10 protein-coding genes are annotated in these 12,486 nt (G+C 61.2%); 1 reads left to right on the top strand and 9 read right to left on the bottom strand.

What is annotated here, in order from left to right:
- Positions 1–351 precede the first annotated feature (351 nt).
- Positions 352–2,262, top strand: a complete 1,911-nt coding sequence (estP, locus tag JN524_RS23930; RefSeq protein ID WP_202370938.1) for an esterase EstP — start codon at positions 352–354, stop codon at positions 2,260–2,262.
- A 216-nt stretch (positions 2,263–2,478) separates the two neighbouring features.
- Here the strand turns inward: estP and trpE are convergent, their stop codons facing one another.
- The 9 genes from trpE to JN524_RS23975 form a co-directional block, all read right to left on the bottom strand.
- Positions 2,479–3,960, bottom strand: coding sequence for an anthranilate synthase component I (gene trpE / locus JN524_RS23935; protein WP_202370939.1), 1,482 nt, complete (start codon positions 3,958–3,960; stop codon positions 2,479–2,481).
- A 71-nt stretch (positions 3,961–4,031) separates the two neighbouring features.
- Positions 4,032–4,850 carry a phosphoglycolate phosphatase gene (locus JN524_RS23940; protein WP_202370940.1) on the bottom strand — a complete coding sequence of 273 codons (819 nt, stop codon included), beginning with the start codon at positions 4,848–4,850 and terminating at the stop codon, positions 4,032–4,034.
- Positions 4,847–5,521 carry a ribulose-phosphate 3-epimerase gene (gene rpe / locus JN524_RS23945; protein WP_003228808.1) on the bottom strand — a complete coding sequence of 225 codons (675 nt, stop codon included), beginning with the start codon at positions 5,519–5,521 and terminating at the stop codon, positions 4,847–4,849. The genes JN524_RS23940 and rpe overlap by 4 nt, the downstream gene beginning before the upstream one ends.
- 80 nt (positions 5,522–5,601) lie before the next feature.
- The gene (locus tag JN524_RS23950; protein WP_202370941.1) at positions 5,602–6,750 is read right to left on the bottom strand and encodes an iron-containing alcohol dehydrogenase; all 1,149 of its coding nucleotides are present in this window, start codon (positions 6,748–6,750) and stop codon (positions 5,602–5,604) included.
- 277 nt (positions 6,751–7,027) lie between these two features.
- Complete coding sequence (locus tag JN524_RS23955; protein WP_041070101.1) at positions 7,028–7,852, bottom strand: ABC transporter permease; 825 nt, start codon at positions 7,850–7,852, stop codon at positions 7,028–7,030.
- 12 nt (positions 7,853–7,864) lie between these two features.
- Positions 7,865–9,112: an ABC transporter permease gene (locus JN524_RS23960; RefSeq protein WP_202370942.1), complete on the bottom strand. Its 1,248-nt coding sequence runs from the start codon at positions 9,110–9,112 to the stop codon at positions 7,865–7,867.
- A gap of 180 nt (positions 9,113–9,292) precedes the next feature.
- Positions 9,293–10,336: an ABC transporter substrate-binding protein gene (locus JN524_RS23965; protein WP_027610727.1), complete on the bottom strand. Its 1,044-nt coding sequence runs from the start codon at positions 10,334–10,336 to the stop codon at positions 9,293–9,295.
- 48 nt (positions 10,337–10,384) lie between these two features.
- On the bottom strand, positions 10,385–11,509 hold the full coding sequence (locus tag JN524_RS23970; protein WP_007966453.1) for an ABC transporter ATP-binding protein: 1,125 nt from the start codon (positions 11,507–11,509) through the stop codon (positions 10,385–10,387).
- 311 nt (positions 11,510–11,820) lie between these two features.
- Positions 11,821–12,450, bottom strand: coding sequence for a response regulator (locus JN524_RS23975; protein WP_003228820.1), 630 nt, complete (start codon positions 12,448–12,450; stop codon positions 11,821–11,823).
- Between the last annotated feature and the right edge of the window lie 36 nt (positions 12,451–12,486).

Genomic DNA, 12,486 nt, shown 5'->3' on the forward strand with positions numbered 1-12,486 from the left:
CAGGGCGCTGCACGATGTCGGACGCGCAGGTGGCGTCGGCACAGCGGCATTTCAAACGGGCAAGGAAGGCAAAGCGATACAGATCCGGCCGGGCCGGCAGAAAAGATTCAGGCGCGCCAACGCCAACGGGCGTGTGCCTTGATGACTTGATCCAGAAGTTTGCTGACGATCAACACGGGGAAGGTCTCGTTCATACGTTCCGGCACAGTAACTTAGCTGGACGGAGCGTGCAATATGGCGGGGCTGACGGGGGACAAAACTAAGGGAGGCTTCGCGACCGATGGCAAAACGCCGGGAGTTTTTGGTACTGTCGTTTCGTTCACCTACAACAATAAATAAACGGACTTGCTCATGATCAAACAGACGTTGTTTGTACCGCTCGCCGGTTGCCTGCTCGCCATGGCTTGCGCCCAGGCGTACGCAGCACCCGCGCCCTATTCGAACTTCATCGTCTTCGGCGACAGCCTGAACGATGCCGGGACCTTCAAGGACAGCGGCGGCCCGGCCGGCGCCACGCAGCGCTATACCAACCGCACCGGCCCGCTGTACAAGGACGGCACCGGAGAAAACCGTGACCTCAACGCCACCCAGATCATCGGCGGCAAACTGGGTTTCAGCCCCGACCAGACCGCCTCCTCGTCCTCGGCCGTGCGCGCCGGTGAAGGTCTGGCCGATGGCAACAACTGGGCGGTGGGCGGCTACCGTACCGACCAGATTCTCGACTCGATCACCACCCAGTCCGCCACCGGTGAACGCACCCGCAGCGGTTACCTGCCGTCGAACGGCTTCCGTGCCGACCCGAACGCGCTGTATTACCTGTCAGGGGGCGGCAACGATTTCCTTCAAGGCCGCGTACTCAGTCTCGATCAGGCCAGCGCCGCAGCCCATCGCCTGGCCGACAGCGCCCGCACGCTGCAAGGCGCCGGCGCCAAATACATCATGGTCTGGCTGCTGCCGGACATCGGCCTGACCCCAGCCATCAACGGCTCGCCGCTGCAGGGTTTCACCTCGCAGCTCAGCGCCCAGTTCAACACCGAGCTGGTCAGGCAGTTGCAGGGCATCAACGCCGAAATCATCCCGCTGAACATCCCGGTGCTGCTCAAAGAAGCGTTCGCCAACCCGGCGCAGTTCGGCCTCGCGACCGACCAGAACCTGACGGCCACTTGTTTCAGCGGCAACAGTTGCACCGAGAACGCCCGATACGGCATCAACAGCGCCACGCCGGATCCGACCAAGCTGATCTACAACGACGCAGTGCACCCGACCGAAGCCGGCCAGCGCTTGATTGCCGACTACGCCTACTCGCTGCTGGCCGCCCCTTGGGAGCTGACCCTGCTGCCGGAAATGGCCCAGGGTTCGTTGCGCGCGCATCAGGATGAACTGCGCAATCAATGGCTGGCCGATTGGGAAAACTGGCAAGCCGTCGGCCAATGGCGCGCCATCGTTGCCGGCGGCGGTCAACATCAGGACTTCGACGGCCAACACAGCGCCGCCAGTGCCGACGGCAACGGCTACAACCTGAACATCGGCGGCAGCTATCGCGTCAACGAAGCCTGGCGCGTCGGTTTGGCCGCAGGTTTCTATAACCAGAAACTCGAAGCCGGCGACGCCGACTCGGAATACAAACTCAACTCCTACATGGGCACCGCGTTCGCCCAGTATCAGCAAAACCGCTGGTGGGGCGATCTGGCGATGACCGCGGGCAAACTCGACTACGACAGCCTCAAGCGTAAATTCCAGCTTGGGGTCAACGAGCGCGGAGAGAAAGGCGATACCGACGGTTACGTGCTGGCGATCAGCGGCCGCCTCGGCTACGACATCGCGCAGCAGGCCAGCAGCCCGTGGCACCTGTCGCCGTTCGTCAGCGCCGACTTTGGCAAGACCGAAGTGGACGGTTACTCGGAAAAAGGCGCGGATTCTACAGCGCTGACCTTCGATGACCAGTCGCGCAACTCGCGGCGTCTGGGCGTGGGTATCCAGGGCAAGTACCAGATCACCGCGCAGACTGAAGTGTTCGGCGAATTCGCTCACGAGCGTGAGTACAACGACGACCGCCAGGATCTGACCATCAACCTCAACAGCCTGCCGGGCAACCGTTTCACCCTTGAAGGCTACGAGCCGCAAACCAACCTCAATCGCCTTAACCTGGGCGTGAGCCACAAGCTCACGCAGGATCTGGCGTTGCGCGCCAGCTACAACGTGCGCAAGGATGATGACTTTACCCAGCAGGGGGTCAACGTCGGGGTCAGCCTGGATTTCTGAGGCTCAAAGGCAAAAGATCGCAGGCTGCGCCAGCTCCTACAGGGTTAGCGCAGGCATAAAAAACGCGGCGCCCTCACAGGCGCCGCGTTTTTTTATGGCTGAACACAATCAAATGTAGGAGTGAGCCTGCTCGCGATGGCGGTGAAACAGTCAACATTAAGGAGAATGTCAGACCAAAATCGCGAGCAGGCTCACTCCTACAGGGTTTTGCGTGGATCAGGCGCCCGGGGTTTGCTCGGCCAATGCCACGGCACGGAACATCGCGCGGCGCTTGTTCAAGGTTTCTTCCCATTCCAGCGCCGGCACCGAGTCGGCAACGATGCCGCCACCGGCCTGCACGTGCAGTTCGCCGTTCTTGATCACTGCGGTACGAATCGCAATCGCGGTGTCCATGTTGCCGTTCCAGGCGAAGTAACCGACCGCACCGCCATACACGCCACGCTTGACCGGTTCCAGCTCGTCGATGATTTCCATCGCACGGATCTTCGGTGCACCGGACAACGTGCCCGCCGGCAGAATCGCCCGCAGCGCGTCCATCGCGGTCAGCCCGGCCTTCAATTGGCCGGTGACGTTGGAGACGATGTGCATCACGTTGGAATAACGCTCGATGACCATTTTTTCGGTGAGCTTCACCGAACCGATTTCCGAGACCCGGCCAGTGTCGTTACGACCCAGATCGATCAGCATCAAGTGCTCGGCGATCTCCTTGTCGTCCGACAGCAGGTCTTCTTCCAGCGCCAGATCCGCTTCTTCGGTGGCGCCACGCGGCCGCGTGCCGGCAATCGGACGCACGGTGATCAAATTGTCTTCGACCCGCACCAGCACTTCCGGCGAACTGCCGACGACGTGGAAGTCGCCGAAGTTGAAGAAGTACATGTACGGCGTCGGGTTGAAGCAACGCAGGGCGCGGTACAGATCGATCGGCGCCGCCTTGAAGTCGATCGACATGCGCTGCGACGGCACGACCTGCATGCAATCGCCCGCGAGGATGTATTCCTTGATGGTGTCGACGGCTTTTTCGTAGTCGCTCTGGGTGAAACTGGAGCGGAACAGCGGATCAGCCGCTTGTTGCTTGCTAAAATCCAGGCCACGGCGCGGGGTGATCGGCTGGCGCAGTTTCTCCAGCAGTGCCTGCAATTGCGCCTGGCCTTGCTCGTAAGCATCGGCTTGCGCCGGGTCAGCGAGGACAATCGCGTGCATCTTGCCGGCGAGGTTGTCGAACACCACTACCGCATCGGACACCATCAGCAGAATGTCCGGCACGCCCAGTGGATCCGGGTTCGGGCATTTGCCCAGACGCTTCTCCACGTAGCGCACGCAGTCGTAACCGAAGTAGCCGACCAGCCCCCCATTGAAACGCGGCAGACCGGCGATGGTCGGCACGTTGTAGCGGGCCTTGAAGATTTCGACGAAAGCCAGCGGGTCTTCGACGTCATGGCTTTCGGTCTCGACGCCATCGACGGTGATGCTCACGTGATGGTCGTGCACCCGCAGCACGGTGCGGCACGGCAGGCCGATGATCGAGTAACGGCCCCATTTCTCACCACCCTGCACCGATTCGAGCAGGTAGGAGTTTGGCTGGTCGGCCAGTTTCAGGTAGATCGACAGCGGGGTGTCGAAGTCGGCCAGGGTTTCGCAGGCCAACGGAATGCGGTTGTAGCCGTCAGCGGCCAGGCGCAGGAATTCTTCGCGGATCATGGGGTGCCTCGTGGTGTGAGGGGCAAATCAGTCAGGTGTGCAAACGCGCCGGCAAGCCGGCCAGGCATCAGTCAGGCGCGCCAACGCCAGCGGGCCAGGGCCTTGATGACTTTCATCCAGAGTTTGCGGGTGACCACCACGATGGCGTTTCCAGAATGGGATTGAGCAGCGTCGGGCAACGTTATCTCAGCGGCTGTACCGAGGCAACCGGGAATTAGCTTGCGCAGATCGTCGATCACCAGTGCCGGGGATTCCTCGGCAATCGGTCGACCGTGGTTGTAGCCGTAGCTCAGCGCCACGCACTTGACCCCCGCCGCTTTCGCCGCCAGCACGTCGCTGCGCGAATCGCCGACGAACAGCGATTGCGAGGCCGGAATATTGGCCATCTTCATCACGAAGAACAGTGCCGCCGGGTCAGGCTTCTTTTGCGGCAGGGTGTCGCCACCGATGATCCACTTGAAGTAGCGGCCGATCTTCATCTGATCCAGCAACGGCGCGACAAAACGCTCCGGCTTGTTGGTGATCAATGCCATGGCCACGCCCTGTTTGTGCAGCCATTTGAGAGTGTCCCGCACGCCGGGATAGACCACGGTCAGCTCGTGGCTCGCGCCATAGGCTTCCATGAATACTTCCAGCGCGTGCTCGGCCTCGACGTCATCCACCGCCGAATGATCGATGCCACCGGCCAGCGCCCGGCGCACCAGCACCGGTGCGCCGTTGCCGACCCAGTCGCGTACCGCCTCGATACCGGCAGGCTTGCGGCCGAGGGAGAGCAGCATGGTGTCCACCGCCGCCGCCAGGTCGGGAACCGAGTCGATCAACGTGCCATCCAGATCGAACATCACCAACCGTGGCAGTTGCCCCGGGAACAGCTGCTCAAAACCGCTCATGGGCGCGCCAGCGCCAGTTCGGAACGCATCTTGTCGATGACTTCCTGATAGTTCGGTGCATTGAAGATCGCCGAACCGGCCACAAAGGTGTCAGCACCAGCGGCCGCGATTTCACGGATGTTGTTGACGTTGACGCCGCCGTCGATTTCCAGACGGATGTCGCGGCCCGAAGCATCGATGATCGCCCGCGCTTCGCGCAGTTTGTCGAGGGTGCCAGGAATGAACTTCTGCCCGCCGAAGCCCGGGTTGACGCTCATCAGCAAGACCATGTCGACCTTGTCAATCACGTACTTGAGCACGTCCAGCGGGGTCGCCGGGTTGAACACCAGACCGGATTTGCAGCCGCCTTCACGGATCAGTTGCAACGAACGATCAACGTGCAGCGTGGCTTCCGGGTGGAAGGTGATGTAGGTCGCGCCGGCCTCGATAAAGTCGCCAACGATGCGATCCACCGGGCTGACCATCAGGTGCGCGTCGATCGGCGCGGTGATGCCGTACTTGCGCAGTGCCGCGCAAACCATCGGGCCGATGGTCAGGTTCGGCACGTAGTGGTTGTCCATGACATCGAAGTGGACGAAGTCGGCACCGGCGGCCAGAACGTTGTCCACTTCCTCGCCGAGGCGGGCGAAGTCGGCGGAGAGAATCGACGGAGCAATTACGAAGGGCTGCATGACGCACCTTTTCTGAGCTAAATCACGATGGCGCGCATTGTATACCTCAAGTTTCCGTGCGCGCACCGTGACCGCGATGATCAGTACGCCGCTCGGTAGATCTTCTCGATATCCGCAGCGCTGAGCTTGCGCGGGTTGTTGCGCATCAAACGCTCGATTCCCGCGGCCTCCATGGCCATGGCCGGGATCGCCTCTTCCGGCACACCGAAACTGCGCAGCCCGGCCGGAATTTCCACCGCCGCGCACAGTTCGGTCATGGCCTGCACGGCTTTGTCCGCCGCCTCGGTGGCGCTCAGATGAGCGGTCTTCACCCCCATGGCCTCGGCGATATCCTGCATGCGTTCGACGCAGGCCATCTTGTTCCAGGTCATGACATACGGCAGCAACAAGGCATTACTGACGCCATGGGCGATGTTGAAACGCCCACCCAACGGATAGGCCAACGCATGCACCGCGCCGACCCCGGCATTACCGAACGCCATGCCCGCCATCAGGCTGGCGGTGGCCATGTCTTCCCGGGCCTGCAGATTGCTGCCATTGGCGTAGGCCTTGGGCAGCGACCTGGCAATCAACCTGATTGCGCCGAGCGCCAGCGAATCGGTGATCGGCGAAGCGTTGACCGACAGATAGGATTCAATGGCATGCACCAGCGCATCGACGCCACTGGCGGCAGTGACGCTGCGCGGACAGGTCAGGGTCATCTGCGGACTGACCAGCGCCACGTCCGGCAACAGATAATCGCTGACGATGCCTTTCTTCAGTTGCGCGACCTTGTCGGAGAGGATGGCAACGTTGGTCACTTCCGAGCCAGTGCCGGCGGTGGTCGGGATGGCGATCAGCGGCGGGCCTTTGCGCGGCACCTGATCGACGCCGAACAGGTCTTCCAGCGCGCCGTGGTATCCGGCATACGCGGCGACACTCTTGGCGATATCGATGGCACTGCCGCCGCCGAGACCGATCAAGCCGTCATGCCCGCCTTCGCGATACACGCGCATGCAATCTTCGACGATGGCGATTTCCGGGTCCGGCAGCACCCGGTCAAAAATCTCGTATTCGCGCCCGCCCAATTGGCACAGCGCCAGCTCCACGGTACCGGACTTGACCAGCGCGGCGTCGGTGACGATCAGCGGGTTGTCGATATCGAGGCGGGTGAGTTCGGCGGCCAGTTGCTCGATGGCCTCGGCGCCAGTGATCAGTTTGTGAGCGATTTTGAACTGGGACAGACTCATCGTGCGCAGCCTCTTATAGATGTGGGAGCTGAGCACAAGCGTAGCTGAGGGTTTGGGGTTGTCTGGTATTCAGTTGGTGAATAATCAAGAGCAAAAGCCCCTCACCCTAACCCTCTCCCAGAGGGAGAGGGGACTGACCGAGCTGCACTCTCGAAGTCCATCGACGTGCAATACCGAGTCGAACTCAGATTCTGAACAGCATGAAGATCTGCTCCCTTTCCCCCTCCCCCCCTTGGGGGAGAGGGCTGGGGTGAGGGGGTGGCTTTTGTTCTGGGCGTCAGACCTGCGCGGTACGCAGTTTCTCGCTACGACCGCGCAGCCATTCAAGGGTTAACAGCAGGATGACGGAGAAGGCGATCAGCAAGGTTGCCGCCGCCGCAATCGTTGGGCTGAGGTTCTCGCGAATGCCGCTGAACATCTGCCGTGGCAAGGTCGCTTGCTCGGGGCCGGCGAGGAACAGCGTCACCACCACTTCATCGAACGAAGTGGCAAAGGCGAACAGCGCCCCGGAAATCACCCCCGGCGCAATCAGCGGCAGGGTCACCCGACGGAACGTGGTCAATGGCGAAGCGCCAAGGCTGGCCGCCGCCCGCACCAGATTGTGGTTGAACCCCTGCAACGTCGCCGACACGGTGATGATCACGAACGGCACACCGAGCACCGCGTGCACCACGATCAACGAGAAGAAGCTGTTGCCCAGTCCCAGCGGTGCGAAGAACAGATAACTCGCCACACCAATGATCACCACCGGCACCACCATCGGCGAAATCACCAGCGCCATCACCAGCGCCTTGCCGGGGAAGTCGCCACGGGTCAGGCCGATCGCGGCCAGGGTTCCGAAGACCATCGCCAGCACGGTCGCCGCGGGGGCGACGATGATGCTGTTCTTCAGCGAACGCATCCATTCCGCCGAGGCGAAGAAGTCCTGATACCAGTGCAGGGAAAAGCCCTGTAGCGGATACACCAGGAAACTGCCCGAGTTGAACGACAGCGGCACGATGACCAGCACCGGCAGAATCAGGAACAGCAGGATCAGGCCGCAGAGGATCCGCAAGCTGTAGAACCACACCCGTTCGATGGGCGACATGTAAGGACTCAGCATTTCAAATTCCCCTTAGCTCAGGCGCAGGCGACTGGCGCCCACCAGCCAGCTGTAGATCAGATAAAGCACCACGGTCGCCAGCAGCAACAGGCCACCCAGTGCAGTGGCCATGCCCCAGTTGATGCTGGTGTTGGTGTAGAACGCGACGAAGTAACTGACCATCTGATCGTTCGGGCTGCCGAGCAGCGCCGGGGTGATGTAGTAGCCGATGGCGAGGATGAACACCAACAGGCAACCGGCACCGACGCCGGCATAAGTCTGCGGGAAATACACCCGCCAGAAACTGGCGAACGGATGACAGCCCAGCGAGATGGCGGCGCGCATGTAGGTTGGCGAGATGCCTTTCATCACGCTGTAGATCGGCAGAATCATGAACGGCAGCAGAATGTGCACCATCGAGATGTAGACCCCGGTGCGGTTGAACACCAGCTCCAGCGGCTTATCAATGATGCCCATCGCCATCAGTGCGCTGTTGATCAGTCCACCCGATTGCAGCAACACGATCCACGCCGCGACCCGCACCAGAATCGAGGTCCAGAACGGCAACAGCACCAGAATCATCAGCAGGTTGCTCTGCCGCGATGGCAGGTTCGCCAGCAGGTAGGCCAGTGGATAGGCGAGGAACAGACAGATCACGGTGATGATCAGGCCCATCCAGAACGTGCGGGCGAAGATGTCGAGGTAGATCGCCTGATCCGGGGTGGCCGGGGCCAGTTCGCCGAGATCATCGATACGGTGATCCACCGCCGCCAGCAGGTAGTAAGGCGTGATGCTGCTGGTGTTGCGTTTGACCGCTTGCCAGTAGGCCGGATCGCCCCAACGCTCATCGAGCGCTTCGAGGGCTTCTTTATAGGAGGCCGGTTCGCTGGCGAAGGGCAGCGCCCGGGCGGTTTTGGTCAGCAGGCTGCGATAGCCGGCCAACTCCATGTTCAAGCGCTTGGACAGATCGCCCAGCGTCTGGTTTTTGCGGGCTTCGGCGAGGTCTTCGCCGGCCGCTTTGTACACCGGTTCAGCCGGCAGGCCGCGGCCGTCCCAACTGGCGATGGCCCCCACGGTGCGTGGCATGCCGCCGACCACTTCCGGGTTGCCGACGCTTTTATAGAGCAGCGCCACGATCGGCACCAGGAACACCAGCAACAGAAACAGCACCAGCGGCGCAATCAACGCCTGGGCCTTCCAGCGGTTGACCCGCTCGGCGCGCTTGAGCTTCTGCTTCAAGGTGGGGCTGGCGCCCTCGTTCAGGGGAACGGCGATGGCCATGACGTACTCCGCAAATCTTTGGATGGGCGGCACCCCACACAACGATGCCGCATTACCTCAACACACAAGAAACACCTCACTCCTGTAGGAGCTGTCGAGTGCAACGAGGCTGCGATCTCTTGATATTCAAAGGCAAAGTCAAAAGATCGCAGCCTGCGGCAGCTCCTACAGGGCGAAGGATTACTTCGCAGCCCAGGAATTGAAGCGCTGTTCCAGTTGCTCGCCGTTGTCAGCCCAGAAGCTGACGTCGATCTGCACCTGGTTGGCGATGTTTTCCGGGGTGGTCGGCATGTCTTTCAGCACGTCCTTGCTCAGCAGCGGTACTGCTTGAGTATTGGCTGGGCCGTAGGCGATGTTTTCCGAGTAGGTCTTCTGTTGCTGCGGCTGAACCGAGTAGGCGATGAATTTCTTCGCCGCTTCGGCACGCTTGGCGTCCAGACCTTTCGGGATGGCCCACGCATCAAAGTCGTAGATGCCGCCGTTCCACACCACTTTCAGGTTGGATTCTTTTTGCACGGCGGCGATGCGACCGTTGTAGGCCGAGCTCATGACCACGTCACCAGAGGCGAGATATTGCGGCGGTTGGGCGCCGGCTTCCCACCACTGGATGCTTGGCTTGAGTTCATCGAGTTTCTTGAACGCGCGATCCTGACCACCCTTGCTCGCCAGCTCTTTGTAAACGTCTTTCGGTGCAACACCGTCGGCCATCAGCGCGAATTCCAGGGTGTACTTGGCGCCTTTGCGCAGGCCACGCTTGCCCGGGAATTTCTTGGTGTCCCAGAAATCGGCCCAACTGGTTGGCGCGGTTTTCAGCTTGTCGGCGTTGTACGCGAGCACGGTCGACCAGACGAAGAAGCCCACGCCGCACGGCTGAATCGCACCTTTGACGTAGTCTTCGGTCTTGCCGAACAGTGCCGGGTCGAGTTGTTCGAACATGTCTTCATCGCAACCACGGGACAGCTCTGGCGATTCAACTTCCACCAGATCCCACGACACGCTCTTGGTGTCGACCATGGCTTTGACCTTGGCCATTTCGCCGTTGTACTCGCCGGCAACGATCTTGCCGTTGCCCGCCGCTTCCCACGGTGCGTAGAAGGCTTTGACTTGCGCCGCCTTGTTCGCCCCGCCAAACGACACCACAGTCAGATCGGGACCGGCGGCCATAGCGCTGGCCGCACCCATCAGGCCCAGGGTCAGGGCGGTGAACTTCAGGGATCTCAACATTTATTGTTCTCTCCACGTGCAGGGTTGGTGTTGGTATTGCCGGGGCGCTTAGTGCGCCTCTAGAAGAGGATCGAGTGCGCGAACGTGCTCGACCTGCCAGCCAAGCGGAACCACGTCGCCGACCGCGAGCGCTGGATCGAGCTCGGCAATCGGTTGTTTCACGAAGAAGTCGGTCTTGCCGCAGACTTCCAGGCGAACCCGGACGTGGTCGCCCAGATAGATGAATTCCGCCACCCTCCCTGAGAAGCGGTTGACGCATTGGTCGCTCGAACCGTTGAGGCTGACGCGCTCCGGGCGGATCGACAGGGTCACCGGTTCGCCGGTCTGGCCGACGTTGACCGCCAGCGCCTCGACCTTCTCGCCCCGGCCCAGCTCGACCACGCAACGCTCGCCGCTCTGGCTGAGCAGTCGGCCGTTGAGGCGGTTGTTCTCGCCGATGAAGTTGGCGACGAAAGTGTTTTTCGGTTCTTCGTAGAGGGTACGCGGAGGGGCGATCTGCTGGATCTCGCCCTGATGGAACACGGCGACGCGGTCGGACATGGTCAGGGCTTCACCCTGGTCGTGGGTCACGTAGACCACGGTCACGCCGAGGCGCTGGTGCAGGTGCTTGATCTCCATCTGCATGTGTTCGCGCAATTGCTTGTCGAGGGCGCCCAGCGGTTCGTCCATCAGCACCAGTTGCGGTTCGAACACCAGCGCCCGCGCCAGCGCCACACGCTGCTGCTGACCGCCGGAGAGTTGTGCCGGATAGCGCGAAGCGAAGGCGTCGAGCTGGACCATGCTCAGGACTTTCTTGACCTTGTCGCTGACGTCGCTCTTGTTCAGGCCACGTACGGTCAACGGGAAGGCCAGGTTCTCGGCCACGGTCATGTGCGGGAACAGCGCGTAGTTCTGGAACACCATGCCGATGTCGCGCTTGTGCGGCGGCACGTTGTTGATGGCGCGGCCGGCCAGGAGGATTTCGCCGGCGGTCGGGGTTTCGAACCCGGCGAGCATCATCAGGCTGGTGGTCTTGCCCGAGCCGGACGGTCCGAGCAGGGTCAAGAACTCGCCTTTGCGAATGTCCAGGTTGAGGTCTTTGACGATCAGGTTCTCGCCGTCGTAGCTCTTCTGCACTCCACGAAAGCTGACCAGCACGTCACTGGCCCCTGCGTTTGAATCGACCTGGCTCATACCCACACCTTTGTTATTGGTAACTGCTGTGGATTAAGCCTAGTGGCTGGCGCCAGCCACGCAAATCGGGGCGCAGGAGAGAATCGCCTCAGCCGGATGGAAGGATGGGGGTAGGGATTGCCCTACAAGGATGGCGCGTTTTGGCAAACGAGCTACGAGCACCAAGCGACAAGCCACGAGAACAAGCAAAAGCGGTTGTCGCTAATGGATATGCCACTGTAGGAGCTGCCGAAGGCTGCGATCTTTTGATCTTGTTTTCATAAGATCAAAAGATCGCAGCCTTCGGCAGCTCCTACACGGGGTGGATGTGCTTAGAGGAGTTTGTGTTCCATCGCGTATTTGACCAGTTCGGCCAGCGAGGTGATGTTGAGCTTCTGCATCAGTCGCGCCTTGTGGGTGCTGATGGTCTTGCTGCTCAGCGCCAGTTGCTGGGCGATGTCGTTGACGTTGGCGCCCTGGGCCAGGCGTTCGAACACCGAGAACTCACGCTCGGACAGCAGCGAATGCAACGGACGCGTGTCGGTCAGGCCGACCTCGAAGACCATGCGGTCGGCCAGTTCCGGGTCGATGTAGCGCCCGCCGGCCGCCACCTTGCGAATCGCCGTCAACAGCAATGCCGGATCGCTGTCCTTGGTCGCATAGCCCGCGGCGCCGACCTTGAGCGCACGGGCGGCCATTTGCGCCTCATCGTGCATCGACAGCACCAGAATCGCCGGCGGATTGTTCAGCGCGCGAATCCGTGGGATCGCCTCCAGCCCATTGACGCCAGGCATCGAGATGTCCAGCAACACCACTTCACACGGCACGCTGCGCAAGGTTTCGAGCAACTGCTCGCCATTGCTCGCCTCCCCCACCACTTGCAGATCCTTGGCCAGGCCGATCAATTGCTTGATGCCTTCACGGACGATGGTGTGGTCTTCGGCTACCAGTACACGGATCACGTTCTTCTCCATTATTCTTATTCAGCGCCAAGGTCA

It is taken from the genome of Pseudomonas sp. MWU318, assembly GCF_016756945.1.
GTDB lineage: Bacteria > Pseudomonadota > Gammaproteobacteria > Pseudomonadales > Pseudomonadaceae > Aquipseudomonas > Aquipseudomonas putida_A.